The organism is Bradyrhizobium lupini (genome assembly GCF_040939785.1).
GTDB lineage: Bacteria > Pseudomonadota > Alphaproteobacteria > Rhizobiales > Xanthobacteraceae > Bradyrhizobium > Bradyrhizobium canariense_D.
On record NZ_CP162553.1, the window covers coordinates 7,557,757 to 7,583,819 of the forward strand.

General features: G+C 64.3%; 23 protein-coding genes and 2 pseudogenes. 13 read left to right on the plus strand and 12 right to left on the minus strand.

What is annotated here, in order from left to right; genetic code table 11:
* Positions 1-14 precede the first annotated feature (14 nt).
* Positions 15-1,148, minus strand: a complete 1,134-nt coding sequence (locus AB3L03_RS36375) for an alpha-hydroxy acid oxidase (RefSeq protein WP_368507988.1) — start codon at positions 1,146-1,148, stop codon at positions 15-17.
* A 303-nt stretch (positions 1,149-1,451) separates the two neighbouring features.
* Between AB3L03_RS36375 and AB3L03_RS36380 the strand changes: the two genes are divergently transcribed.
* Positions 1,452-2,789, plus strand: coding sequence for a S41 family peptidase (locus AB3L03_RS36380; protein WP_026233497.1), 1,338 nt, complete (start codon positions 1,452-1,454; stop codon positions 2,787-2,789).
* Positions 2,790-3,066: 277 nt separating this feature from the next.
* Here the strand turns inward: AB3L03_RS36380 and AB3L03_RS36385 are convergent, their stop codons facing one another.
* A complete protein-coding gene (locus tag AB3L03_RS36385) occupies positions 3,067-5,799 on the minus strand; it encodes an EAL domain-containing protein (RefSeq protein WP_204511311.1) in 2,733 nt (910 codons plus the stop codon).
* A 142-nt stretch (positions 5,800-5,941) separates the two neighbouring features.
* Between AB3L03_RS36385 and AB3L03_RS36390 the strand changes: the two genes are divergently transcribed.
* Positions 5,942-6,043 carry a Flp family type IVb pilin gene (locus AB3L03_RS36390; RefSeq protein WP_085353576.1) on the plus strand — a complete coding sequence of 34 codons (102 nt, stop codon included), beginning with the start codon at positions 5,942-5,944 and terminating at the stop codon, positions 6,041-6,043.
* A gap of 9 nt (positions 6,044-6,052) precedes the next feature.
* Here the strand turns inward: AB3L03_RS36390 and moaC are convergent, their stop codons facing one another.
* The 4 genes and pseudogenes from moaC to AB3L03_RS36410 all read right to left on the minus strand — a co-directional run bounded on the left by moaC (position 6,053) and on the right by AB3L03_RS36410 (position 10,351).
* Positions 6,053-6,595 carry a cyclic pyranopterin monophosphate synthase MoaC gene (gene moaC / locus AB3L03_RS36395; RefSeq protein ID WP_018458079.1) on the minus strand — a complete coding sequence of 181 codons (543 nt, stop codon included), beginning with the start codon at positions 6,593-6,595 and terminating at the stop codon, positions 6,053-6,055.
* Between the two features lies 1 nt (position 6,596).
* Positions 6,597-7,417 (minus strand): annotated as a pseudogene (gene trpC / locus AB3L03_RS36400) (indole-3-glycerol phosphate synthase TrpC).
* 7 nt (positions 7,418-7,424) lie between these two features.
* A complete protein-coding gene (trpD, locus tag AB3L03_RS36405; RefSeq protein ID WP_204511309.1) occupies positions 7,425-8,438 on the minus strand; it encodes an anthranilate phosphoribosyltransferase in 1,014 nt (337 codons plus the stop codon).
* A 14-nt stretch (positions 8,439-8,452) separates the two neighbouring features.
* Positions 8,453-10,351, minus strand: a complete 1,899-nt coding sequence (locus AB3L03_RS36410; RefSeq protein WP_204511307.1) for a peptidylprolyl isomerase — start codon at positions 10,349-10,351, stop codon at positions 8,453-8,455.
* Positions 10,352-10,574: 223 nt separating this feature from the next.
* Between AB3L03_RS36410 and tpiA the strand changes: the two genes are divergently transcribed.
* From tpiA to AB3L03_RS36425, 3 genes and pseudogenes are all read left to right on the plus strand, one after another.
* On the plus strand, positions 10,575-11,333 hold the full coding sequence (gene tpiA / locus AB3L03_RS36415; protein WP_368507989.1) for a triose-phosphate isomerase: 759 nt from the start codon (positions 10,575-10,577) through the stop codon (positions 11,331-11,333).
* A 157-nt stretch (positions 11,334-11,490) separates the two neighbouring features.
* Positions 11,491-11,878, plus strand: a pseudogene (gene secG, locus AB3L03_RS36420) (preprotein translocase subunit SecG).
* A gap of 166 nt (positions 11,879-12,044) precedes the next feature.
* On the plus strand, positions 12,045-13,676 hold the full coding sequence (locus AB3L03_RS36425; protein WP_007590604.1) for a CTP synthase: 1,632 nt from the start codon (positions 12,045-12,047) through the stop codon (positions 13,674-13,676).
* A gap of 4 nt (positions 13,677-13,680) precedes the next feature.
* Here the strand turns inward: AB3L03_RS36425 and AB3L03_RS36430 are convergent, their stop codons facing one another.
* The 3 genes from AB3L03_RS36430 to AB3L03_RS36440 form a co-directional block, all read right to left on the minus strand.
* Complete coding sequence (locus AB3L03_RS36430; protein WP_018458074.1) at positions 13,681-14,343, minus strand: class I SAM-dependent methyltransferase; 663 nt, start codon at positions 14,341-14,343, stop codon at positions 13,681-13,683.
* Positions 14,344-14,446: 103 nt separating this feature from the next.
* The gene (locus AB3L03_RS36435) at positions 14,447-15,823 is read right to left on the minus strand and encodes a sensor histidine kinase (RefSeq protein ID WP_368507990.1); all 1,377 of its coding nucleotides are present in this window, start codon (positions 15,821-15,823) and stop codon (positions 14,447-14,449) included.
* A complete protein-coding gene (locus tag AB3L03_RS36440) occupies positions 15,820-16,494 on the minus strand; it encodes a response regulator transcription factor (RefSeq protein WP_085353237.1) in 675 nt (224 codons plus the stop codon). The genes AB3L03_RS36435 and AB3L03_RS36440 overlap by 4 nt, the downstream gene beginning before the upstream one ends.
* A 195-nt stretch (positions 16,495-16,689) precedes the next feature.
* Here AB3L03_RS36440 and AB3L03_RS36445 point away from each other — a divergent pair, with 195 nt between their 5' ends.
* The 3 genes from AB3L03_RS36445 (at position 16,690) to AB3L03_RS36455 (ending at position 19,212) form a co-directional block, all read left to right on the plus strand.
* Positions 16,690-17,016, plus strand: a complete 327-nt coding sequence (locus AB3L03_RS36445; protein WP_247336773.1) for an NIPSNAP family protein — start codon at positions 16,690-16,692, stop codon at positions 17,014-17,016.
* Positions 17,017-17,140: 124 nt separating this feature from the next.
* Positions 17,141-18,004 carry a 3-deoxy-8-phosphooctulonate synthase gene (kdsA, locus tag AB3L03_RS36450; RefSeq protein WP_018458071.1) on the plus strand — a complete coding sequence of 288 codons (864 nt, stop codon included), beginning with the start codon at positions 17,141-17,143 and terminating at the stop codon, positions 18,002-18,004.
* On the plus strand, positions 18,004-19,212 hold the full coding sequence (locus AB3L03_RS36455; RefSeq protein ID WP_368507991.1) for an MFS transporter: 1,209 nt from the start codon (positions 18,004-18,006) through the stop codon (positions 19,210-19,212). The genes kdsA and AB3L03_RS36455 overlap by 1 nt, the downstream gene beginning before the upstream one ends.
* Positions 19,213-19,242: 30 nt before the next feature.
* Here AB3L03_RS36455 and AB3L03_RS36460 read toward each other — a convergent pair whose 3' ends face one another.
* Positions 19,243-19,659, minus strand: a complete 417-nt coding sequence (locus tag AB3L03_RS36460; RefSeq protein WP_368507992.1) for a winged helix-turn-helix transcriptional regulator — start codon at positions 19,657-19,659, stop codon at positions 19,243-19,245.
* Between the two features lie 110 nt (positions 19,660-19,769).
* On the opposite strand from AB3L03_RS36460, the gene AB3L03_RS36465 reads away from it, so the two are divergent.
* Together AB3L03_RS36465 and AB3L03_RS36470 are read left to right on the plus strand one after the other, a co-directional pair.
* On the plus strand, positions 19,770-20,072 hold the full coding sequence (locus tag AB3L03_RS36465) for a hypothetical protein (protein WP_143275400.1): 303 nt from the start codon (positions 19,770-19,772) through the stop codon (positions 20,070-20,072).
* Positions 20,073-20,090: 18 nt separating this feature from the next.
* Positions 20,091-20,714, plus strand: coding sequence for a dihydrofolate reductase family protein (locus tag AB3L03_RS36470; protein WP_085395044.1), 624 nt, complete (start codon positions 20,091-20,093; stop codon positions 20,712-20,714).
* Positions 20,715-20,736: 22 nt separating this feature from the next.
* Here AB3L03_RS36470 and queF read toward each other — a convergent pair whose 3' ends face one another.
* Positions 20,737-21,189 carry a preQ(1) synthase gene (queF, locus tag AB3L03_RS36475; RefSeq protein ID WP_018458066.1) on the minus strand — a complete coding sequence of 151 codons (453 nt, stop codon included), beginning with the start codon at positions 21,187-21,189 and terminating at the stop codon, positions 20,737-20,739.
* A 51-nt stretch (positions 21,190-21,240) separates the two neighbouring features.
* Positions 21,241-22,218, minus strand: coding sequence for a lyase (locus AB3L03_RS36480; RefSeq protein WP_368507993.1), 978 nt, complete (start codon positions 22,216-22,218; stop codon positions 21,241-21,243).
* A 174-nt stretch (positions 22,219-22,392) separates the two neighbouring features.
* Here AB3L03_RS36480 and eno point away from each other — a divergent pair, with 174 nt between their 5' ends.
* The 3 genes from eno (at position 22,393) to AB3L03_RS36495 (ending at position 25,959) form a co-directional block, all read left to right on the plus strand.
* Complete coding sequence (gene eno, locus AB3L03_RS36485) at positions 22,393-23,676, plus strand: phosphopyruvate hydratase (RefSeq protein ID WP_018458064.1); 1,284 nt, start codon at positions 22,393-22,395, stop codon at positions 23,674-23,676.
* 34 nt (positions 23,677-23,710) lie between these two features.
* Entirely contained in the window at positions 23,711-24,844 is a 1,134-nt protein-coding gene (locus AB3L03_RS36490) for a zinc-binding dehydrogenase (RefSeq protein WP_018458063.1), read from the plus strand.
* Between the two features lie 116 nt (positions 24,845-24,960).
* Positions 24,961-25,959: an MBL fold metallo-hydrolase gene (locus tag AB3L03_RS36495; protein ID WP_368507994.1), complete on the plus strand. Its 999-nt coding sequence runs from the start codon at positions 24,961-24,963 to the stop codon at positions 25,957-25,959.
* The last annotated feature ends 104 nt before the right edge of the window (positions 25,960-26,063 follow it).

The following is a 26,063-nucleotide window of genomic DNA, read 5'->3' on the forward strand; positions in this document are numbered from 1 at the left end:
CTGCGTCCTTTCACTCAGTATCGATACGGCTCGTGGTCGAACAGCGGAAACGCGCTGAACACACTCGGCGCGTTGGTTGCGGTCGCCTGGTGCAGGCAGGATTTGTTGACCTCGGCGAACGAGGTCGCACCCAAGAGGCCGAGGCAGCGCAGCACTTCGTCCTCGAGCAGTTCCAGCATGCGCGCCACGCCGGCTTCGCCGGCCGCCGCCAGCGCCCAGCATTGCAGCCGGCCGATGCCGACGAGGTCGGCGCCCGCCGCGATCGCCTTGACGATGTCGGTGCCGCGACAGACACCGCCATCGACCATGATCTTGGCGCGGCCGTTCACGGCGTCGACGATCTCGGGCAGCACGTGCATGGCGCCGCGACCGTGATCGAGCTGACGGCCGCCATGGTTGGAGACGTAGATCCATTCGACGCCGTGATCGATCGCGATCAGCGCGTCCTCCGGCGTCGCGATGCCCTTGAGGATCAGCGGGATCTTGAACTTGTCCTTGATCATCTTCACCGTCCGCCACTCCAGACCCTTCTGGTAATCGCCCCCGGTGGCGCGCAAGCGGCTCTCGCGAACGTAGCGCTTGGCGATGTCACGTTCGCGGCGGCTGTAGTGGGCGGTGTCGACGGTCAGGCAGAAGGCGGCGTAGGCGTTCTTCTCGGCCCGGCTGACGACGTCGGCGACGAAGGCGTCATCGCCGCGCACATAGAGCTGGTAGAGCCGCAGCGCGTCGGACGCAGCTTCGGCGGTCTTTTCTAGGCCGGGCTCGGACACCGAACTGAGCATGTGCGCCGCACCGAAAGTGCCGCAGGCGCGTGCCACGCTCGCCGCACCATCCGGATCGAAGATCTGGAGCGCGCCGACCGGGGCGAGGACCACGGGCAGGCGCATCTTGCGGCCGAACTGTTCGACCGAACCTGTAACCTTGCGAACATCGCGCAGCACGCGCGGGCGGAAAGCGATCTCGTCCAGCGCCATGCGGTTGCGACGCATCGTGGTCTCGGTCTCGGCCGCGCCGACGATATAGTCCCATGCATTCTGGTTGAGGTTGGCGCGGGCTTTCCGGATGAATTCATGCAGATTCTGGAACGGCTCGGTGCTGGCGCCGAGCTCGACGTTCCTTTCCGGTTGGATGCGGGGTGCTTCGTTCATTGTTATCCTCCCGAGAATTTGAAGCCTTCCCTGATCGCCTAACCCGTCCGGGGCGCCAAAACCATCCTAAAATGGCATGGCTGCGAGGCGCGGGCCGGCCGGCCGACCCCCGCTGCGCACGAACCGGTCCTGCAACGTTGCCGAAAGTTTGGGTCCGGACCAACCGATTTTTACGGTGTACCCGCCGGCGTGGCATCCCGGCCTTGAAGAAACCAGAATGGTATTGTGAGAAGCAGGCTGGATCGCCATTTGCATGGCGGCTCCCAGCCCACCGAACCGCGAAGCAAAAAGGCCAGCCTATCCATGCGGAAAACCCTGCTGTTTCCACTGGGCGCGCTCACCGGAGCGTGTCTGACCCTTTTGGTAGCCAGTCCGCACGGCGGCGTTTGGGCGGCACGGGCGGCAGCGAGCGCGGATGACGCCTATTCCAAGCTCAATCTGTTCGGCGAAGTGTTCGAGCGGGTGAAGGCGAGCTATGTCGAGAAGCCTGACAATGCCAAGCTGATCGAAGGCGCGATCACCGGCATGGTGACCTCGCTCGATCCGCACTCGCGCTACATGAACGACAAGGCCTGGACCGAGATGCAGGAGACCACCTCCGGCGAGTTCGGCGGGCTCGGCATCGAGGTCACGATGGAGGAGGGGCTGGTCAAGGTCGTCTCGCCGATCGACGACACGCCGGCATCCAAGGCCGGCATCATGTCGGGCGACCTCATCAGCAAGATCGACGGCGATGCCGTGCAGGGCATGACGCTCGAGCAGGCCGTCAACAAGATGAAGGGGCCGGTCGAGACCCAGACCAAGCTCACGATCGTGCGCAAGGGCGCCGACGCCCCGCTCGACGTCGCGATCAAGCGCGAGATCATCCATGTGCGTCCCGTGCGCTTCCACGTCGAGAACGGGGATATCGGCTATATCCGCGTCACCTCGTTCAACGAGCAGACCACCGATGGCCTGAAGAAGGCGATCGCATCGATCACCAAGGAGGTTCCGCCGGAGAAGCTGGTAGGCTACGTGATGGACCTGCGCAACAATCCGGGCGGATTGCTCGACCAGGCCGTGTCGGTGTCGAGCGCGTTCCTGCAGCGTGGCGAGGTCGTCTCGACTCGCGGCCGCAATCCGGAAGAGACCCAGCGCTTTACCGCCCATGGTGGCGACCTCACCAAGGGCAAGCCGCTGGTGGTTCTTGTCAACGGCGGCTCCGCCTCAGCCTCGGAAATCGTGGCCGGCGCGCTGCATGACCACAAGCGCGCGACGCTGATCGGCACGCGCTCGTTCGGCAAGGGCTCGGTGCAGACCATCATTCCGCTCGGCACCGGCAACGGCGCGCTGGCGCTGACCACGGCGCGCTACTACACGCCCTCGGGCCGCTCGATCCAGGCCCAGGGCATCGCGCCCGACATCGAGATCCTCCAAGACGTGCCGCCCGAGCTGAAGGGCCGGATGGACACCATGGCGGAGTCCCAGATGCGCGGTCATCTCCAGGCAGCCGACGGCACCGAGCAGACCGGGTCGCAGTCCTATGTCCCACCGGAAGCGAAAGACGACAAGGCCCTGCATACGGCCTACGACTTCCTGCACGGCCAAACCGCGAATGCGGTCGCCGCCAAGCCGGCGTCGAAGGCTGCAGTGCCGAACTAGGCGCTCGCGACGGTAAGGTGTTGATCGCCCGGGAGCGGATAGTCGTTCCCGGGCGAACTTGTTTCGGGACGCTGTGTCAGCTCGGGTTCATGGCCGCGAAGGTGGCCTCGTAGCAGCCATCGCGCTCGGCCCAGCGGCGGGCGCGGTCGCGCTCGACCAGACCTCGCCGCCGGGATGAACCCGCAACTCCAGCAATTGCATGACCTCCGCGACACCTGCGTCGTGTGTATCGAGGAGAGCTTCTGGGAATGCCGCTGCGCCGACCACGAGGTCCGAACTAGCTTGCCTCGCGGCGGCGGCCTTCGTTGCCGCCGCGCCGGGCGAGACGGCTGCGATGAGCTGCGAACAGCTCCAGCACCTTGTCGGCGGGCTTTGCGGCGCTGAACAGATAGCCCTGCATCTCGGAGCAGCCGAGCGCGCGCAGCAACCGCTGCTGCTCCTCGGTCTCGACGCCCTCGGCCGTGGTGGTCATGCGGCGGGCGGCCGCGAGATTGACGACCGCCTGCACGATGCTGGCGGAGCCGTCGGGGCCGGCGATGTCGTTGACGAAGCAGCGGTCGATCTTGATCTTGTCGAACGGGAAGCGGTGCAGATAGCTTAGCGAGGAGTAGCCGGTGCCGAAATCGTCCAGCGCGATGCGGACGCCGATGGCGCGGAGTTGATGCAGGATCGCAAGCGCCGTGTCGTCGTCGCGGATCAGCACCGCCTCGGTGATTTCGAGCTCGAGCCGGCTCGCCGACAAATTGGAGGCGGCAAGCGCCGCCATGATCTTCAGCGCCAGCGTGCCGCTCTTGAATTGCACCGGCGAGACGTTGACGGCGAGGCGGATGTCGTCGGGCCAGTTCGCCGCATCCCGGCAGGCGGTCGCCAGCACCCATTCGCCGATCTCGTTGATCAGGCCGGTGTCCTCGGCGATCGGGATGAACTCCGCCGGCGAGACCATGCCGCGCTCGGGATGGCGCCAGCGCACCAGCGCCTCGCAGCCGGTGATGCGGTCGTCCTTCAGGCTGAGGCAGGGCTGGTAATACACCTCAAGGCCGCCTTCGAGCCCGCCTTGAGCGATGGCGTGGCGCAGGTCGATCTCGAGCTGCCGCCGCTCGTGGATCTTGGCGTCCATCTCCGACTCGAAAAAGCGATAGGTGCGGCGCCCCGCGGCTTTGGCGGCGTACATCGCCATGTCCGCGTTCTTCAGGATCTGGTCCAGCGCCGTTCCATGTTGCGGCGCCAGCGCGATGCCGATGCTGGCGTCGGTGGCAAGATGATGCCCCATGCAGTCGAACGGCGCCCGGATGGCCTCAAACACCCGCGCGACGAGCTCGCTGACCTGATCCGGCGATGTCACCGCGCTCTGGACGATGGCAAATTCGTCGCCGCCGAGGCGCGCCACGAAGTCCGCCGGCCCCGCACAGCGGTGGAGGCTCTGCGCGACCGACTTCAGGAGCTCGTCGCCGACGAGATGCCCGAGCGCGTCGTTGACGCCCTTGAACTCGTCGATGTCGATGTAGTGCACCGCGAGTTGTTCGCCGCCGGCGACGAGATCGAGTTCCTGACGCAGATGCTCGTGGAACATGGTGCGGTTGGGCAGGTCGGTCAGTGCGTCGTAATGAGCGAGATGGGTGATGCGCTCCTCGATACGCCGGCGCTCCGTGATGTCCTCATGCGTCGCCACCCAGCCGCCATCCGTGAGCGGTTCGTTCACGATCTGGATCGAGCGACCGTCGGAGGTCTCGACCACCATGGAATTGCGCACGTGGACGTCGCGCAGGACCCGTGCGACATACTGGTCCGCATCGCCGGTGAACGAGCCGGTGGCTTTGCGGTGTGCAATGATGTCGTGAAAGCTGCAGCCGGGTCTCACGATTTCGGCCGACAGCCCGTACATCTCGATGTAGCGCTGATTGCAGATCACGAGCTGCTGCGAGGCGTCGAACAGCAGCAGGCCCTGGGTCATGTTGTTGACGGCGCGGTCGAGACGCTGCTTTTCCAGCGTCAGCCGTTCCCGCGAAAGACGATGCTGCTCCAGGAGCTTGCGAACGATCGCGATCAACACGCCCGCGATGGCGAGCGCGGAAGAGGCCGCGACCGAGATCAGGATGCCGATCTGCTCGCGCCAGTCCGTCAGGGCCGTCGCGCGCGTCGTGGTGGCCATCATCAGGATCGGGAAGTGAGGCAGGGCATGTGAGGAAATCAGCCGGTCCTCGCCGTCGACGGGGCTCATGAAGCGGCCGGTAAAATGGTCGAGCCCGAAAACCCTTTGATGCGCGAACGGACCGTTCTTGAAATTCCGTCCCATCAATTCACTGGAATGGGGATAACGGGCGAGCATCGTGCCGTCCCGGTGCAGCATCGAGATCGTCGTGCTTTCGCCGAGCACGGCGGACTCGAAGAATTTTTCGAAGTTTGCCGGCTCAATGCCGCGTCCGACCACACCCATGAATTCGCCGTTCGGTCCGACGACCTTGCGCACGATCAGGATGGTCCATGCGCCGGAGATGCGACTGTAGAGTGGCTCGATCAGGACGTCGGGAGCGTCGGGATCGTACCGGAAGGTCTGGAAATAGGCGCGATCGGCAACGTTCACGTTCGGGGCCGGCCATGCCGCCGACGAATTGATCAAATTGCCTTCGGCATCGATGATATTGACGCCGCCCATGTAGGGCAGTGCCTCGATCTTCGAACGCAGCATCCGGTGGAGGTCCTGGCCGGCGAGGCGCTTGCGATAGTCCGCCGCACTGGTGATGCCGCTTGCGCGGACGTAGTCGACGAAATCCTTCTGGATGACCGCGAAATCCTGCAATTGCTGGTCGAAATGATGGGCCAGCATCAGCACGGTGTTTTCCAGCTCGCGCCCGGAGCTGCGCAGCGCACGTTCGCGGAAATTCTGCGCCATCAGCGTCGCGCCGACGGCGATCGCAGCGATCAACAGCGTGCCGCCCACCACCAGCCAGCGGATCGGTCCGCTGCGCACGAAGGCCTGGTCAAAAAGGCGACTGCCGAATCCCGTCATCATGATCGATCGTTGTCGTGCACACGCCAGGGTCAATTCTTGGCCCCGGAAACATCCGTTGGTTTACGGGAACGGAGTGGAGGCGAAGTTAGCAAGCTGGGTTAATGGGCCGTGAAGGGACCCTCGCAAAAGCAATCAATATGCGATCGAGTATGGGCTGATTGCGCTCGCGATCGTCGCCGTGGTGGACGGCCTGGGCAGCAAGCTCAATTCAAAATTCGGGTCGATCAGCGCGTCGTTGAAGTAGCAGCCGCAATCAGACGCGGTAATGGCCGGACTTGCCGCCGAGCTTCTCGACCAGATGGATGCCTTCGATGCGCACGCCGCGCTCCACCGCCTTGATCATGTCGTAGATGGTGAGGCAGGCGACCGAGACGGCGGTGAGCGCTTCCATCTCGACGCCGGTCGGGCCCGTGACCTTCACGCTGGCGCGGACGAGGCAGCCCGGCAGCGTTGCGTCTGGCTCGATCTCGACCGTCACCTTCGACAGCGCGAGCGGATGGCAGAGCGGGATCAGCTCCGCGGTGCGCTTGGCGGCCATGATGCCGGCGATGCGGGCGGTGCCGAGCACGTCGCCCTTCTTGGCGTTGCCGGACACGATCAGGTCAAGCGTCGCCCTGGTCATGACGACGCGTCCTTCCGCGACCGCGAGCCGCTCGCTGGCGGGCTTGTCCGACACGTCAACCATCCGCGCCTCGCCGGAGGCGCCGATATGGGTGAGGGCAGGGCCGGTCTTGGTGTTGGACTGGGTCTTGGACTCGGACTTGGCTGGTTTCGTCGCGGTCGGCTTGCGGGCCATGTCAGCGCGTGCCCGTCGCGCGCGCCGTCGTCTCGCGCGCCAGCAATGTGCGCGTCGCAGCGGTAACATCGGCTTGCCGCATCAGGCTCTCGCCGACCAGGAAGGTCGACATGCCGACGCGCTCGAGCCGGGCGAGATCGGCGGGCGTGAAGATGCCGCTCTCGCCGACCATCAACCGGTCGCCGGGGATCAGCGGCGCCAATGTTTCGCTGGTCGCAAGCGTGGTTTCGAAGGTGCGCAGATTGCGGTTGTTGACGCCGATCATCGGCGAACGCAGCTTCAGCGCGCGGTCAAGCTCGACGCGGTCGTGGATCTCGATCAGCACGTCCATGCCGTGGGCGATGGCGGCATCCTCGAGCTCTTTTGCCGCGGCATCATCGAGCGCCGCCATGATGATCAGGATGCAGTCGGCGCCGTGCGCCCGGGCCTCCGCCACCTGATAGATGTCGAACATGAAATCCTTGCGCAGCACCGGCAGTGACGTTGCCGCGCGGGCCGCCACCATGAAGTCGAGATGGCCCTGGAACGAGGGCGTGTCCGTCAGCACGGACAGGCAGGCAGCGCCGCCGGCCTCATAGGCCCTGGCCAACAGCGGCGGATCGAAATCGGCGCGGATCAGGCCCTTGACGGCGACGCCTTCTTGACCTCCGCGATCAGCGCGTAGTCGCCATTGGCGTGCTTGGCCTTGATCGCGCGCAGGAAGCCGCGCGGTGCTGCTTGCGCCTTGGCCTTCGCCTCTACCGCCGACAGCGGCTGCGCGCGCTTGGCCGCAGCGATTTCTTCGCGCTTGTAGGCTTCGATCTTGGTCAAGATGTCCGACATGTCAGGCTCAGCCGTTCGAGACCGCGATCAAATGTTTCAGCCGCGCGCGCGCCGCGCCGCTGTCGAGCGATTTTGCGCCGATCACGACACCTTCCTTGAGATCCCTGGCACGCCCCGCTACGACCAATGCGGCAGCGGCGTTGATCAACGCGACGTCACGATAGGGGCTCGGCTTGCCGTCGAGCACGCCCTGCAAGGCGATAGCGTTGGCGTCGGCGTCGCCGCCTTTGAGCGCACCGGCCTCGCAGCACGGCAGGCCCGCGTCCTCCGGCGTCACCTCGAAATTCCGGATCTCGCCATTGTGGAGCGCGGAGACGAAGGTCGGGCCGGTGAGGGTGATTTCGTCGAGGCCGTCGGAACCGTGCACGACCCAGGCGGATTCGGAGCCGAGGTTCTTGAGCACTTGCGCCAGCGGCTGCACCCATTGCCGGGAGAACACGCCGACCATCTGCCGTTTCACACCGGCCGGATTGGACAACGGACCGAGCAGGTTGAAGATCGTGCGTGTCGCAAGCTCCACCCGGGTCGGGCCGACGTTCTTCATGGCGGGATGATGGGCGGGCGCGAACATGAAGCCGATGCCGCATTCGCGTATGCAGCGGCCGACCTGTTCGGGCCTCAGATCGATCTTCACCCCCAGCGAAGCCAGCACGTCGGCAGCGCCCGAACGCGACGATAGCGCGCGGTTGCCGTGCTTGGCCACCGGCAGACCGGCGCCCGAAACGATGAAGGAGGCACAGGTCGAGACATTGACCGAGCCGGAGCCGTCGCCGCCGGTGCCGACAATGTCGACGGCGTCCGCGGGCGCATCGACCGTGAGCATCTTGGAGCGCATGGCCGAGACCGCGCCGGTGATCTCGTCCACGGTCTCGCCGCGCACCCGCAGCGCCATCAGGAGGCCGCCCATTTGCGAGGGCGTAGCCTCGCCGGACATCACGGCGTCGAAGGCGGAAGCCGCTTCGTCACGCGACAGGCTGGCGCCGGTCGCCACTTTTCCAATGATCGATTTCAGGTCGTCCATCGCGTGCTTTCAACTCACTGGTTCGCGCCGGTCACCTGCGCGAAGGCGGCCTGATTAATCGTGGTCCCGATGTCGGTTTCAAGCTTGTTGACGTAGGACGCGACCTGCTCCTCGGTCTGCGCGCGGTCGAGACTGTCCTTCAGCTTCTTGACCGCATCGGAAGCGGCATCGACGGTGGGATCGATGATCTCGGTAACGCGGAACACGATCACCTCGGTGCCGCCGGTCACTGCCGTCTGCCCGACGCCGTCCTTGGCGACGCGGAAGGCGGCCGACACGACGGCCGCGGGCACGCTGGCGGGCGAGTCGTCCCGCTTGAAGCCGGTGGCGGTCTCGACCTTGGCGCCGATCGCGGCTGCTTCGTCGGCGAGCTTGCCGCCAGATTCGAGCTTCTGCACCATCTCGGTCGCCTTGGCCTTCAGCTTGGTCGCGATCTGGTCCTGGCGCCAGCGCACCTCGACCTGGTCGCGAACCTCGTCGAGATTGCGGTCGCGCGAGGGCGTGATGGCAAGCACGTCGTACCAGACATAGCCGCCCTTGAACGAGATCGAGTCGTTGTCGACGCCGACATCGGTGTTAAAGGCCTGCGACACCACGTCGAGGCCCTGCGGAATGCCGGAGACCGGCTGGCCGCTCGGCGCGCGGCCGGAACGGTCGACGGCGTCGATGGTCACGGCGGTGAGGCCGAGCTTCTGCGCCGCGTCGATCACGCTGGCACCGCCGCCGCGCTCGTCTTCCATCTTGTCGCGGAGATCGGCGACCTTGACGCGCGCACGCTCGGTGGCGATCTCGCGCTTGATGTCGGCGGCAACGCTCGCGTAGTTCGCCTCAGTGCCCGGCTCGATCTTTTCGACCTTGACGATCGACGTGCCGAGACGGCCCTGGATCGGCTGGCTGATTTCACCGGCGGGAAGCGCGAAGACAGCGTCTCCAACTGCGGGATCGAGCGAGGATTTGGTCACGAGCCCGAGATCGACGTCAGACGCGCTCAGTCCGCGCTCCTTGCCGAGGTCCTCGAACGACGTCCCGCTGGTGAGCCGCTCGCGTGCGGCCTGCGCCTCGGCGGCGTTGGGGAATACGATCTGCTGGATCTGGCGCTTCTCCGGCGTGCCGAGCCGGTCCTTGCGCTGGTCGAATGCTTTCTTGGCGTCCTCGTCCGACACCTCGCTCCACTTGCCGATCTCCTCCGGCGAGATCACGACGAACGCGATCTTGCGATATTCGGGCGCGCGGAACTGGACCTTGTGATCCTCGAAATAGGCGGCGAGCGCCTCCGGCGATGGCGCGTCGATGGTGCCTGCCTGAGCTGCGTCGAGCCTGACGAATTCAATGGCGCGCTGCTCGTTCTGGAAGCGCGTCAGCACGTCTAGCATCGCCTTCGGCGGCTCGAGGCCGGCACCGATCGTGCCGGTGATCTGCCGACGCAGTGAGACCTTGCGCTGCTCCGAAACGTAGCGCTGCTCGGTATAGCCGAAATTGCGGATCACGGACTGAAAGCGGTTCGAATCGAAGTTGCCGCCGACGCCCTTGAAGTTCGGGTCGTTCATGATGAGCTGGCGGATCTGGTCGTCGGACTGGCCGAGCCCGAGCCGGCGCGCCTCTTCGTCGAGGGCGGCTTCCGCGATCGTCTGCTGGAGCACCTGACGGTCGAGGCCGAAGGCGCGCGCCTGCTCAGGCGACAGCGGCCGGCCGAACTGGCGGCTGATCTGCTGGAGGCGATCAGTGTAAATCTGGCGGAACTCGTTCAACGAAATCTCGGTGCCGCCGACCTTGGCCACGGTGGACTGCCCAAAGCCCTTGAAGATGTCGGCAATGCCCCAAACGCCGAAACTGATGATCAGCACGCCCATCACAATGGCCATAATGGTCTTGCCGAGCCAGTTTGATGAGGCCTTGCGCATTCCTCGAAGCATTTGGTCCAACTTGTTTGGCAGGAGGGGAACGGGAGCGCGTCTTAATGCAGATTCCGCAAAAGCGCGTCACCAAATTGATCAACCATCATAAAGTGGTGGCTTTCCCCCCGCAACCTCGGGTCCGACAGGCTTTCGATCCCTGCGGTTAAAAGCCCCTGGTCTCTGGAACTGCCACGGGACCTCTGCTAGCGCATGCGCAACCCAAATTTTGCTGGAATTTGACATGATCGATGCCATCCGCCCCCTGATCGCCGGCAACTGGAAAATGAACGGCCTGAAGGCCTCGACTGCCGAATTCGGCGCCATGCTCAATGGTGCGACAGAAGTGGCCGGCAAAGCCGATTTGCTGGTTTGTCCGCCGGCGACCCTGATCGCAGCTTTCGCCGAGAAGGCCTGCGGCAAGAAGGTCGCGGTGGGAGCCCAGGATTGCCACCCCAAGGCCTCTGGCGCCCATACCGGCGACATCGCCGCCGAAATGCTGGTGGATTCGGGTGCGACCGCTATCATCGTCGGCCATTCCGAGCGCCGCGCCGACCATGGCGAGGGCGATGCCCTGATCCGGCAGAAGGCAGAGGCCGCCTGGCGCGCCGGGGTGACGGCGATCGTCTGTATCGGAGAGACGCAGGGCCAGCGCGATGCGGGCCAGACCCTGGATATCCTGCGCGGCCAGCTCACCGGCTCGCTGCCGGATGGCTCGACCTCCGCCAATCTGGTCGTGGCCTATGAGCCGGTCTGGGCGATCGGCACCGGCCTGACCCCGACGTCTCGGGATGTCGAGCAGATTCATGGCTTTATCCGGGAATTCCTGACCTCCAGGTTCAAGGCCGACGGCGCCGGGATGCGCATTCTCTATGGCGGCTCGGTCAAGCCCTCGAACGCGGCCGAGCTGATGGCCGTGAAGAACGTCAATGGCGCGCTGGTCGGCGGGGCCAGTCTGAAGGCGGCCGATTTCCTTGCGATTGCGCAGGGCTGCCCTAATTAGGCAGGGCCGTCCCTGGCTGGTTCAAACCACTGGTCCGGGGCTGATCGGGGGTGGCAATGCCCCGTCCGATCGTGTAACACCGCGCAACTTCAGGAAAACCCCGCGAAGCACGATTGGCCGCCGTCTCGGCGCTGTCGGCTTGTGACGGAAGGACACTATGCAGACCGTTGTCATCGTCATTCACCTCATGATCGTCACCGTTATGATCGGCGCCGTCCTGCTCCAGAAGTCGGAAGGCGGGGGCCTCGGCATGGGAGGCGGCGCAGGCTTCATGTCGAGCCGCGGCACGGCGAACCTTCTGACGCGGACCACCGCGATTCTGGCCGTCGGCTTCTTCCTCACCAGCCTGTTCCTGTCCTGGTATGCCGGCTACGACCGCAAGCCGTCGTCGATCATCGGTGCGCCGGCGTCGCAGACACAGCCGGCCGGTGGCGGACCGATCGCGCCGCCGACCTCGGGTGGCATCCTGGATTCTGCTGAAGAAGGCCGACGAGCAGCAGCAGGCTCCGGCACCGAGCGGCCCGCAGGTACCGCGTTCGCAATAAAACAGGGGGGCCATGCAGGGCGGCTTCTACCGTCCTGGATCAACAATCCCTATCAAGGCTCTGTCACCACTCTCAGTTCTGGCTCACCCACAGCCCCGCAAAATGTTTGGGGCGGAATACGAATCGCTTTGGCGAATCGAATTCGAGGGATTAGAGGTTAAGCCCCATGGCGCGGTACATATTCATCACCGGCGGCGTGGTTTCTTCGCTCGGCAAGGGTCTGGCTTCAGCGGCACTCGGTGCCCTGTTGCAAGCTCGGGGCTACAAGGTCCGCCTCCGCAAGCTTGACCCCTATCTCAATCTCGATCCCGGAACGATGTCGCCGTATCAGCACGGCGAAGTGTTCGTGACCGATGACGGCGCGGAGACCGACCTCGATCTCGGTCACTATGAGCGCTTCACCGGGCGGCCGGCGACCAAGGCCGACAACATCACGACCGGGCGCATTTATCAGGACATCATCTCCAAGGAGCGGCGCGGCGATTATCTCGGCGCGACCATCCAGGTGGTTCCGCATGTCACCAACGCCATCAAGGATTTCGTCCTCGACGGCAACGACGATTACGACTTCGTGCTGGTCGAGATCGGTGGCACCGTCGGCGACATCGAGGGCCTGCCGTTCTTCGAGGCGATCCGCCAGCTCAAGAACGAGTTGCCGCGCGATCACGCCATCTACATTCATTTGACGCTGCTGCCTTACATCCCGAGCGCCGGTGAGCTGAAGACAAAGCCGACGCAGCACTCCGTCAAGGAGCTGCGCTCGATCGGCATCCAGCCGGACATCCTGCTCTGCCGTACCGATCGCGAGATCCCGAAGGAGGAACGGCGCAAGCTCGGGCTGTTCTGTAACGTGCGCGAGAGCGCCGTCATCGAGGCGCGCGACGCCGACAGCATCTACGCTGTCCCTCAGGCTTACCATGCGGCAGGCCTCGACGACGAAGTGCTTGCCGCCTTCGGCATCGGCTCGCGGATTCCGCCGGAGCTGCGGAGCTGGCAGCAGATCAACGAGCGCATCCGCAATCCCGAGGGCAACGTCACCATCGCCATCGTTGGTAAGTATACCGGCATGAAGGATGCGTATAAGTCGCTGATCGAGGCGCTCTCCCATGGCGGCATCGCCAACAAGGTGAAGGTCAATCTCGACTGGATCGAAAGCGAGATCTTCGAGAAGGAAGATCCCGCGCCGTTCCTCGAGCACGTCAACGGCATTCTGGTGCCCGGCGGCTTCGGCCAGCGCGGCGCCGAAGGCAAGATCCGCGCGGCGCAGTTCGCGCGCGAGCGCGACGTGCCGTATTTCGGCATCTGCTTCGGCATGCAGATGGCGGTGATCGAGGCAGCTCGGAATCTCGTCGGGATCGAGGAGGCCAACTCCACCGAGTTCGGCCCGACCAAGGAGCCCCTGGTCGGCCTGATGACGGAATGGCTGCGCGGCAACGAGCTCGAGAAGCGCACCAACGCCGGCGATCTCGGCGGCACGATGCGCTTGGGCGCCTATCCCGCGGCGCTCAATCGCGGCAGCCGCGTTTCGGAAGTCTATGGCGGCGCGACCGAGATTTCCGAGCGCCACCGCCATCGCTACGAGGTCAACACCGCCTATAAGGATCGCCTCGAGCAGCACGGGCTGAAATTCTCGGGCCTGTCGCCCGACGGCGTGCTGCCGGAGATCGTCGAGTACGAGGATCACCCCTGGTTCATCGGCGTCCAGTTCCATCCGGAACTGAAGTCGCGACCGTTCGAGCCGCATCCGCTGTTCGCGTCGTTCATTCGCGCGGCAATGGTTCAGAGCCGCCTGGTGTAATCGCTCAGCGCGTGGCGGTGCAGTCACCTGCAAGATGCATCGGCTCCGGCGCGGCCGGCATTGACGTATCAGGCGCAAGCGATCCCGTGACGAGCTTCATCTGCGGCCGTCGCGTCAGCTTGTAGACGGCGGCCGGCGGCACGTTCAGCAGGGCACGATCCACCAGCTTTGCGCGCAAGCCCAGCCGGTCGAGCACGGGCCGCGGGATCGGACAACTCATGCCATAGGTGAACTGGTAGAAGGCGCCGCCGGGGCGGACATGACTGAACGCGCCACCGACGATCGAGACCACCTTGCGCGTCGACATGTTGAGCAGCGGCAGGCCGCTCACGACCGCGCCGACGGGCGCGCCGTCATAGAGGCGCTCCGTTGCGAGCCGCCCTGCATCCATCCACAAGACGCGCGCGTTCGGAAAACGCATCTGGAGCACCTTCATGAAGTCGGAGCCGTATTCGATCAGCGTGAGGTCCTGCTGGCGCACGCCGCGTTTGAGCAGCTTGTAGGTGAACGCGCCGGTGCCGGGGCCGAGCTCGAGAACAGGGCCGGTCGATGCGGTGATCTCGCGGGTGATGAGATCGGCCAGCGCCGCGCCCGACGGCGCGATCGCGCCGACGCGGCGCGGGGCTGACATCCATGACAGGAAGAACGAGAGGAAATCGTTGGGCATGCGCACTCCGGCATCTTGGTTGCGCCTCGCAGGTCAGAGGTGAGGCGGCCGAAGAATCGCTTGAGTGCATTGCGACAGCATTGCGGGCCGCATGCCGATTGCATCAATTCTCCCGGACTGGCGGCAGTGAAATCCTGAAGCACGCGCCGCCGGTCGCTGCGTCCGCGACCGAGATGTGGCCGCCATGCAGGAGCACGATCTCGCGCACCATGTTGAGGCCGAGGCCGGCACCGCGATCGAGCGGTGTCAGCCGGTAGAACGGCTCGAATATCTGTTCGCGCTGATCGGCCGGAATGCCGGCGCCTTCGTCCGTGACCTCGATGTTCGCGGGCCTGCTGACACGAATGCCTATGGTGCCGCGGCGCGGGCCGTGCTGGATCGCATTCTGCACAAGGTTGGTCAGCGCGCGCTCCAGCGCCGCCGCATCGCCGATCGTTTCGACCGGCGTGGAGGGGGCGTCGAGCGCCAACTCGTAGCCGGCGGCAATGGCCAGCGGCGCAAGATCTGCGGCCGCGCTTTGCGCGATTGCGACGAGGTCAACGCGCGTGAAGGGATGGCCGCAGCGGTCGAGCCTTTGAATGTCCAGCAGCTGCTCGGCAAGCGTTGCCAGCCGCGCGGAATCCTCCAGCAACCGGGTCTTGTCCGGCCCCGCTGGAAGCGACTCCAGCCGCGTGTTCAGGATCGCGATCGGTGTGCGCAACTCGTGTGCGGCATCGGCGACGAAGCGCTTGTGGCGGGCATAGCCCTGGTCCAGCCGCGCCAGCGCGTCGTTGACCGCAGTCACGAGCGGCACGACTTCCAGCGGAATCCGGTCCAGCGACAGCCGCGCGCCGCGTTGATGGATGTCGATGCGCCGCGCCTGGTCCGCCGTCGCATCGAGCGCCTCGAAGGCGCGCCGCACGATCATCGGCGTGGCGATGAACGTCGCCGTTCCCATGAGAAGCAGACCGGGCAGGGCGATGCCGAGCAATGCAAGCGATGTCATGAACAACGCCTTGGCGCCGGTGAGCTTGCCTTGCGTCGCAGTGATGATTTGCACATTGCCGGCGTCGGTATCGACCCGCTTCAGCCGCGCCGGGGGCTTGCGCGGATCGTCCTCGAACAGCTGCCAGCCGAGCCGGGCCTGGCTGATCTGGTCGAGGCCGCTGCCGATGGCGGCGAATTCGGCCGGCACGGTGCCTTCGCTGAGCGAATGTCCCTGCCTGTCGCGGACCAGGAACCAGAGATCGGGGGTCTCGCTGCGCAATTGCTTCAGTTCGGTCGTCGACCGCAGGACCAGGTCGCCTTGCGCGTCGCGTCCGAGCGCGCGCTGGACGATATCGATCACGCGATCTTCGTCGCGTCCGGCGATCACGAATCCCGACGCGCTCAATGCCCCGACGACGACGGCAACGAGCGCCGTGAGCAGCACCGCCTGGAGCGACAGCAGGCGCAAGCTCAGCCGCGAGCGCAGACAATAGGGTTCGTGGTGCTTGCTCATGGCAGCTTCTTCAGGAGATAGCCGACGCCGCGGATGCCGTGGATCTCCACGCGCGCATCGGCTTCCGAGAGTTTGCGGCGCAGGCGCGACACATGCGTATCGAGCGCATTCGACTGGATCTCGTCGTCGAAACTGTAGACGGCTTCTTCCAGCGCGGAGCGCAGCACGGTCCGGCCCATGCGGCGGACCAGGGCTTCCAGCACGAGGAGCTCGCGTCGCGGCAGCTCGAGCGGAGCCCCGTCGATGCTTGCCTCGCGATGGCCGAAATCGAAGGCGAGGCGGCCGGCGTGCATGATGTCGGGATGCAGCCCGGCGGGCCGGCGCAGCACGGCGCGCAGCCGCGCCAGCAATTCCTCCACCGCGAACGGCTTTGACAGATAATCATCCGCCCCGCAGTCCAGTCCGGCGACCCGGTCGGCGAGTTCGCCGCGCGCCGTCAACACGATGATCGGCACGCCGTCGGCGCGCGCCCTGAGTTTCGGGATCAGGGTGAGACCGTCGCCATCGGGAAGCTGGCGATCGAGCAGGACGGCGGCGTGGACGTCGGCAGAAATGGCCTCTTCCGCCTCGGCAAGCGTCGGGGCGTGGTCCACGACCATGTCGTAGCGCTTCAGCGCCGACGCCAGCGCGTCGGCCATTTCGGCCTCGTCCTCGACGAGCAAAATCCGCATGATCCGCACCTCAACCTCAATCGCGCCATTCTAGCGGCCGTATCATTGCGGCAGCATTGCGGGAACCGGCTCTCGATGAAGCGGCTTGAGCGGCTCTAGCCATGCACGGAACGCTACCGGGGCGGCCGAGCGGGCCTCAAGACACCGTCGGGGCCGGCCGTTATAACCGCCGGACCTGATCAGGGAGGAATACGAATGATCTACGAAATGCGCATCTATCGCTGCGTGCCCGGCCGCCTGCCGGCACTGCTCAAGCGGTTCGAGACCGTCACGCTGAAGGTGTGGGAAAAGCACGGCATCAAGCAGGCCGGGTTCTTCACGACCCTGATCGGTGAATCCAACCAGGAGCTGACCTATTTCCTGGCCTGGGAGTCGCTCGCCGAGCGCGAGAAGAAGTGGGCCGCCTTCATGACCGATCCGGACTGGATGAAAGGGCGCGCCGAGAGCGAGGCGGACGGCCAGATCGTCGGCAACATCGTCAGCCAGATCCTGGCGCCGACCGCCTTCTCGTCGGTGAAGTAGAGACGGCCGGCGCGAGGGCGTCGCGGGGAGCCTGGGCGCAACCCTGATATTCTGGGAGCCCAGGCCGAATGGGGTTGATCCGCCCTTCATCGCGGCTATGGTCGCGCCGAACGAGGGATTTGCCTTGAGCTCTTCGACGTCAGCGGCTCCGGTCGTCACCATTGGCAAGGTCAAATTCGGCAATGATCTGCCGATCTCGATCATTGCCGGGCCGTGTCAGCTCGAAAGCCGCCAGCATGCGCTGGAGGTGGCCTCCGCGCTGAAGGAGATCGCCGCGCGACTGCAGATCGGCCTCGTCTACAAGACCTCATTCGACAAGGCCAATCGCACCAGCGCGTCGGCCGCGCGTGGCCTCGGACTTGCACAATCGCTGCCGATCTTCGCCGAAATCCGATCGTCGCTCGGCCTGCCGGTCCTGACCGACGTGCATGACGCCGGGCAGTGTGCCGAGGTGGCGCAGGCGGTGGATGTGTTGCAGATTCCCGCCTTCCTGTGTCGCCAGACCGATCTGCTGCTGGCGGCCGCCGCAACCGGCAAGGTCGTCAACGTCAAGAAGGGTCAGTTTCTTGCGCCCTGGGACATGGCCAACGTCGTGTCCAAGATCACGAGCGCGAACAATCCCAACGTGCTCGTCACCGAACGCGGCGCGTCCTTCGGCTACAACACCCTGGTCTCCGACATGCGCGCCTTACCGATCCTGGCGCGTACCACCGGCGCCCCCGTGATCTTCGACGCGACTCATTCGGTGCAACAGCCGGGCGGGAAGGGGACGTCTTCCGGAGGGGAGCGCGAATTCGTGCCGGTGCTCGCACGCGCAGCCGTCGCCGTCGGTGTTGCCGGTATCTTCATCGAGACCCATCCCGATCCTGACAGCGCGCCGTCCGACGGACCCAACATGGTGCCGCTGCGCGAGTTCGAAGGGCTGATCCGAAGGCTGATGGCGTTCGACGCGCTCGCCAAGGATTCGACCAAAGCCGACCCGCGCTGATGCAGCAAGGCGAGGCGCGGGCGCACGATCACGGCCTGCCGGCCGCGCTTTACGTCATCTCCGGTGCAAGCTTCGCCGCGGCGCTCTCCGCGCGCGCGCTCGATCCGGTGCTGCCGCACGTCGCGGAGGACTTTGGCGTCAGCATCGCGACCGCTGCCGGTTTTGCCGCGGTGTTCGCCTTCACCTTCTCGATCATCCAGCCGATCGTCGGCGCCGCCGCCGATCTGTTCGGCAAGACGCGGCTGATGATCGGCTGCCTCGCGCTGCTCGGCCTTGCCAACATCCTGGGGGCGCTCTCGAGCTCATTCTCGGTTCTGTTCGCGACCCGTATCCTCGCCGGTATCGGCTCCGGCGGCGTGTTTCCGGTGGCGCTCAGCCTGACCAGCGATCTCGTCGGTCCGGAGAAGCGCCAGGTCGCGATCAGCCGCACGCTCGCCGGCGCGATGACGGGCAATCTCCTCGGCGCCTCGGCCTCCGGCCTGATCGGCGATTTCCTCGGCTGGCGCGGAGTGCTGGCGGTGCTCGGCGCGCTGGTGATCGTTGCCTCGATCGCGGTCGCCGCCGGTTTTCGTGGCGCCAAGGTCAAGCATCCGCCGAAGACGAGCCTGTCGGCGCTGAAGGCGGGCTATCGCACCATCTTCACCAACCCGAACGCCTATGTCTGTTATGCGGCGGTGTTCATCGAAGGCTGCTGCGTGCTCGGCCTGTTTCCCTACTTCGCTTCGTTCCTGTTCGAGCTCGGTCAGACCTCGCTCTCGATCGCGGGCATCGTCATCGCGGGCTTTGCGGTCGGCGGCTTGTTCTACACGCTGACGGTGTCGCGCCTGCTGCCATGGCTGGGCATGAAGGGAATGATGATCGCGGGCATGACGCTGGTGGCTTCGCAGCTCGTTGCCGTCGGCTTCGGCCTGCGCTGGGAAGTGCAGGCGTTCAATCTCATCGTGATGGGATGGGGCTTCTACATCGCCCATGGCTGCCTTCAGATGTTTGCCAGCGAACTCTCGGTCGAGGCGCGCGCAACCGCGTTGTCGCTGCATTCGTTCTTCTTCTTCATGGGGCAGACGGTGGGGCCGCTCGCCTATGGACTTGGCCTCCAGCATGGCGGCAAGATGCCGACCCTGTTCGCGAGCGCCGCGATCATGGTCGCGCTGGGCTTCGCCTGTGCGCGGCTGTTGAAACAGCGGGCGCCATCGGATGCAGTCGCCTAAAAGATGTCTAGCGCCTGACGCGGCGTATCGTCATTTAGAACCTCCTTTTCTCAGTTTTTGCTTCATCTGGGAAAGCATCTTGGGGCCCCCCGCCGATAGTCTCTCGGCAACCGCACCAAGATCCGGATCAGCATTACGATATTTGCTGCCCCATAAGCCAAGCTCGGCGAGGACAGGCAGCAGATCAATGCCCGCCTCCGTAAGGCGATAAATCGCCTTCAGTTTATGCGTGGGGTCGTCATGACGGGTAAGGACGCCGCCTTCTTGCAGCGTTTGAAGCCGCTCCGCAAGCGTCCGCGATGATATCGATTCATCGGACTGCAGAAATTCCCGGAAGTGCTGTTTCCCCGCGAAAACGATGTCACGCACAATCAGCAGCGTCCAGCGATCGCCGAGCAACTCCAGCGACAGACTGATTGGGCAACCTGATCGCTGTCTTCCCGACATCCGTAGTTCCCTTTGTAAATCGATTTACTATTGACATCATTCGAGGCTGGCGTCAATGCTTCCAAATGTAAACCAATCACAAAGTCTCAATGCTGGAGGAGTGGTGGAAAATGCCCGCAGATATCCATCAGGTTGCAAGCGGCGGCTTTTACATATTTCAGAAGGTGACAGAGCTCCTGGGCAGGAAACTGCGCAAAGACGTGACTTATCGATCTGTCCCGCTCGATGACGCCCGCAGCAGCATGATCGCAAACGGGATATCAGCCAGCTTCACGGAAGCGTTGATCGAAACCCCAGCGAGCTTCAATCGCCAAGAGCGATGGGCACTCGACACGCCAACTTCAGAAAACACAACTCGAACGACCTTCAAACAATGGGCTGCTGAATCGTTCGCAGCTTCGATCCTTGCATGATTCTGAGAGAATAGACCGATGCGAAAACTTATCCTTCAGATGCAGGTGTCAGCCGATGGCTTTGTCGGCTCCTACGGAACGGTAAATTGGCAGCTATGGGGTTGGGGTGACAACAACTTTTGGGATGATGAACTGAAGCGCGATTTCAATGCTCACTTCGAGCGCATCGACACGATTCTTCTCAGTCGGAAGATGCTGAATGAAGGGTATCTACGGCATTGGGAGAACGCAGCGAACCGCTACCCAACTGAGCCATTCTACGCGTTCGCTAAGCGTATCACAGAAATGAGCAAAATGGTTCCGACGAATAAGCCAACGGAGCCGGCGTGGGAACGAACCACGCTTGTCAGCGGAGATTTGCACGAGGTGGTCGGCGCCTTAAAGAGCCAACGAGGGCGCGACATTGGCGTGTTCGGTGGCGCGGGGTTTGCCGCGGCGCTGATCGAACAAGGTCTCGTTGACGAGTTTCAATTCTACGTCAACCCGGCGGTATTGGGTGACGGCGTCAGGATCTTCGCGGCGTCGGGGTTCAGGAAGCTAAAATTACTCGAGGCCAAGGCTTATTCGAGCGGCATGGTTGTTAGCCGCTATACCTCGTCCCCCGAGCGAGCAAATCTTCGCGGTCGAGACCGAACGCGGTGAGTCAGAAACGGTCTCTTCAAGCTCAGCCCCGGCCGCGATAGGGCGCGACGCCCTGCTCGGGCACCCACAATCCCTTCGGCGCGCGGCCCGTCTGCCAGAACACGTCGATTGGAATGCCGCCGCGCGGATACCAATAGCCCCCGATGCGCAGGAACTTCGGCTTGATCTCGCTCGCGATGCGCTTGCCGATCATCACGGTGCAGTCCTCGTGGAAGGCGCCGTGATTGCGGAAGCTCGCGATGTAGAGCTTGAGCGACTTCGACTCCAGCAACCATTGGCCGGGGGCGTAGTCGATCATCAGATGTGCGAAATCCGGTTGTCCCGTGACCGGGCAGAGCGAGGTGAATTCCGGCACGGTGAAGCGTACCAGATAGTCCGTGCCCTTTTGCGGGTTCGGCACGCGGTCGAGCTGCGCTTCTTCCGGTGTGTGCGGCCATTCGACCGCGCGGCCCAGCTGAAGGGATTTCTTCGCCATTGTCGTCACATCCTGTTCCGCGTGCCGGGATGGACGCAAATGCCGCTGTCGTCAACCGGCGGCGACCGTCTGGATCATGATGATCCGGTCGTTGCCGGATTCGCAGCCCCAGAGCTCGCCCGGCCTCCCGTCGAGCTGGCGCACATTGGCGTTAGCCTTGTCGCTGGCGAACACGTTGAAGCGCTCGGTGGCGGGATCGAAGCGGACGATGGCGTTGGCGGAGAAATCGGTCAGCCAGACTTTGTCCTTGTCATCGACATAGACCGCGTAGGTGCGGGGACGCTCGCCGGGCAGCTTCCAGGTCTTCCAGGAGGCTTCCGCGGGATCGTGCACCGAGACGTGGCCACTGTTCCACTCGCTGACCCAGATCCGGCTTTTCGAATCCGACCAAACCCGTCGCGAACCTTGGCTCGGCGTCGGCGGCTCGACCACACTGGCGCTGCCCGTCGCCGGATCGATCCTGGCAATATAGCTGCCGGCAAGCGAGGCATACCAGACGTCGCCCTTGGGCGTGACGGTGATTCCGTAGGGGCCGACGCCCTTGGGCGCCCTGAACACGTCCATCCCGCCCGCGTTCGGCTTGAGGCGGCCGTAATAGCCGGACTGGCCGGTGAACCAATAGGTGCCGTCCTTGTCGAACACGCCGGTGTTGAGATTGGCGTAGGCGAACTTCTCGGGCAGGCGGAACAGGGTGACCTTGAGGTCGGAAGGATCGACGCGGGCGATCGCATTCTGGCCGCCCTCGGTGATCCAGGGCGCGCCGTCGGGGCCGATGGTCACGCCGTGCGGGGCGGCGCCCTGGCCGAGGCTGACCGTCTTATGGCTGCCATCCTTCGGATCGAGCCTGCCGAGCAGGCCCTTGCCCTGGGCCGTAAACCAGACCGTGCCATCGGGAGCGGGAGCGAGGTCGTGCAGACCGATGCCGGAGCTAATGGGGTAGTATTTTGTCCGGAACGGGCCTTCCTGCGCAAAACTCGGGCGGGTCGCGAGGAGGGCGATGCTCGAGGCAAGAAACTGGCGGCGATTCATGGCGTTACCCCGACTGTTTCAGATTGAGGTTTTGCGCGCAGACCAGATGCGGTCAACCTTAGTCCGAGCCGCTTCACGCGTCAGTCGAAGCCCACCCTCCAAGCGTTCACATTTGCTTGCGGTCCGTGTAAGACCCGCGGCACCGATCAGCCCTAACGAACGGAAGTGCACATCATGACCGCCATCATCGACATCATCGGCCGCGAAATTCTCGATAGCCGTGGCAATCCCACCGTCGAGGTCGACGTCGTGCTGGAAGATGGCGCGCTTGGCCGTGCTGCCGTGCCGTCCGGCGCCTCCACCGGCGCCCATGAGGCGGTGGAACTACGCGACGGTGACAAGACTCGCTATCTCGGCAAGGGCGTCACCAAGGCGGTCGGCGCCGTCAACGGCGAAATCTTCGAGGCCCTGAGCGGCCTCGATGTCGAGCAGCAGGCCCAGCTCGACCAGATCATGATCGACCTCGACGGTACGCCGAACAAGAGCCGGCTGGGCGCCAACGCCATCCTCGGCGTGTCGCTCGCCTGCGCCAAGGCGGCCGCGAACTCGCTCGACATGCCGCTCTATCGTTACGTTGGCGGCACCTCGGCGCGGCTGCTGCCGGTGCCGATGATGAACATCATCAACGGCGGCATGCACGCCGACAATCCGATCGACTTCCAGGAGTTCATGATCCTACCGGTTGGCGCGTCCTCCTTTGCCGAGGGCTTGCGCTATGGCGCGGAGGTCTTCCACACCCTGAAGTCCGAATTGAAGAAGGCCGGCCACAACACCAATGTCGGCGATGAGGGCGGCTTTGCCCCGAACCTGCCGTCGGCGGACGCCGCGCTCGAATTCGTCATGAACGCGATCGGCAAGGCCGGCTACAAGGCGGGCTCCGACATCGTCATTGGCCTCGACTGCGCCTCGACCGAGTTCTTCAAGGACGGCAAATACGTCTACGAGGGCGAGGGCAAGACCCGCTCGATCTCCGAGCAGGCCAAGTACCTTGCTGATCTCGTCTCGCGCTATCCGATCGTGACCATCGAGGACGGCATGTCGGAAGACGACATGGACGGCTGGAAGGAGCTGACCGACCTCGTCGGCAAGAAGTGCCAGCTCGTCGGTGACGATCTCTTCGTCACCAACGTCAAGCGCCTCGCCGAAGGCATCAAGGCCGGACGGGCCAATTCGATCCTGATCAAGGTCAACCAGATCGGCACGCTGACCGAGACGCTCGCCGCCGTCGAGATGGCGCACAAGGCCGGCTACACCTCGGTGATGTCGCACCGCTCCGGCGAGACCGAGGATTCTACCATCGCCGACCTCGCGGTCGCCACCAATTGCGGTCAGATCAAGACCGGCTCCCTTGCGCGCTCCGATCGCACCGCCAAATACAACCAGCTCCTGCGCATCGAGCAGCAGCTCGGCAAGCAGGCGCTCTACGGCGGCAAGGCGGCACTGAAGGCGCTGGCATAAGCCAGCGGTCGGACAAGAACAGGGGAGGATCGACATGAGCGACGGCAAGAACGGCCTGCAACTGCGTTCGCTGATCAAGAAGAGCGGTGAGCTCGAAATCTCGCTGCTCGACGTGCCGACCCCCGAACCCGCCGCGGACGAGGTTGTCGTCCGCGTCGAGGCCGCGCCGATCAACCCGTCCGACCTCGGGCTCTTGATCGGCGCGGCCGACATGAGCACGGCAAAGGCTTCGGGCACCAAAGAAGCTCCCGTCATCACCGCGAAAGTGCCGGAAGGCGCGATGCGGGCGATGGCAGGCCGGCTCGACGAATCCATGCCGGTCGGTAACGAAGGCGCGGGAGTCGTGATCAGGACCGGCTCCTCGGATGCCGCGAAGGCGCTGATGGGCAAGACCGTCGCCATGATCGGCGGCGCGATGTACACGCAGTATCGCACGTTGAAAGTGCGCGAGTGCCTGCCGCTGCCGGAAGGCACCACGCCGGCCGAAGGAGCCTCCTGCTTCGTCAATCCGCTGACCGCGCTCGGCATGACCGAGACCATGCGGCGCGAGGGTCACAAGGCGCTGGTGCACACTGCGGCCGCATCCAATCTCGGGCAGATGCTGAACAAGATCTGCATCAAGGACGGCATCCCGCTGGTCAACATTGTGCGCAGCAAGGAGCAGGCCGACATCCTGCACAAGATCGGCGCCAAATATGTCGTCGATTCCACCGCACCGAGCTTCCTCGGCGATCTCACCAATGCGCTGGTCGAGACCGGCGCCACCATCGCCTTCGACGCCATCGGTGGCGGGAAGCTCGCCGGCGACATCCTCAACTGCATGGAAGTCGCGATCAACAAGACCGCGAAGGAATACAGCCGCTACGGCTCCAACGTGCACAAGCAGGTCTATGTCTATGGCGCGCTCGATGTCCGCCCGATTGAGCTGCCGCGCGGCTTCGGCATGGCCTGGGGCGTCGGCGGCTGGCTGCTGTTTCCGTTCCTGATGAAGATCGGGCAGGCGGACGGGGCCAGGCTGCGCCAGCGCGTCGTCGACGAACTGAAGACCACGTTTGCCAGCCACTACACCAAGGTGGTGTCGCTTTCCGAGGCGCTCGATCCCGCCAACATCGCGGTGTACGCCAAACGCGCCACTGGCGAAAAATTCCTCATCAACCCGAACAAATAATCGGGACGTGCGACGGCACGTCACCGAAAGAAGGTCTTGCCTTCTGAGCGAAGCCGGGGATTATTCCGCCGCCATTTGCACGCGGGAAAACCGCGGGGCGCTCAGAAGGGGACCTCATGACCGATCTTAATCGCCGCCATTTGCTTGCAGGCGCCGCCACCTTCGGTGCGGCTGCCGTGACCGGCTTTGGGCCGACCGCCGCCAATGCCTCAGTACCGCAAGCCGGCACGCAGGCGCCGGGCTTCTACCGCTACAAGGTCGGCAGCTACGAGTGCACCTCCATCAATGACGGTGCGCGCACTTTCCCGATGCCGGACAAGTTCGTCGTCAACGCGCCGAAGGAGGAAGCGCTGGCCGCTGGCGAGGCGGCCTACATGCCGAAGGGCATGGTCACGGTGCCGTTCAACCCGCAGCTCATCAACACCGGCTCCAAGCTCGTGCTGATCGATACCGGCAACGGTGTCGCCAATCTCGAGCCCAGCAAGGGCGCGGTCGGCCGCACGCTGCAGAACCTCCAGGCCGCCGGCGTCGCCCCCAAGAGCATCGACGTCGTGCTGCTCTCGCATCTGCATCCCGACCACACCAACGGCATTCGTCTCGCCGACGGCGCGCTTGCCTTCCCCAATGCGGAGATCATGGTGCCAGGCAAGGACTGGGAGTTCTGGACCAGCGAGGACAACGCCGCCAAGGCCGAGTCCAACGCGATGATGAAGAACTACTTCGCCAACGTGAAGAAGACCTTTGCCGGCCTCGAATCCAAGGTGACGAAGTACGAGTGGGGCAAGGAGGTCGCACCGGGCATCACCTCGATCGCGACGCCCGGTCACACCCCGGGGCACACCTCGTTCGCGGTCGCCTCAGGCGATTCCAAGGTGCTGATCCAGTCCGACGTCACCAACATCCCGGAGTTCTTCCTGCGCAATCCGAACTGGCATGTGGTGTTCGACACCGATGCAGCGCTGGCGCAGGAAACCCGCCACAAATTCTACGACATGGCGGCCGCCGAGAAGGCGACCGTGATCGGCTTCCACTTCACCTTCCCCTCGGTCGGCCATGTCGAGAAGGACGGCGCCAAATATCGTCTGATCCCGTCGGCGTGGAATCCGACCATCTGAGCCGATTTGCAGATTTGTACCAGGGATCGGGCCGCCACTTGGCGGCCTGATTGTTTGGGCAACCGTTCAGAAACCCAGCGTTTCCAAATCCGTCCAGTCCATGC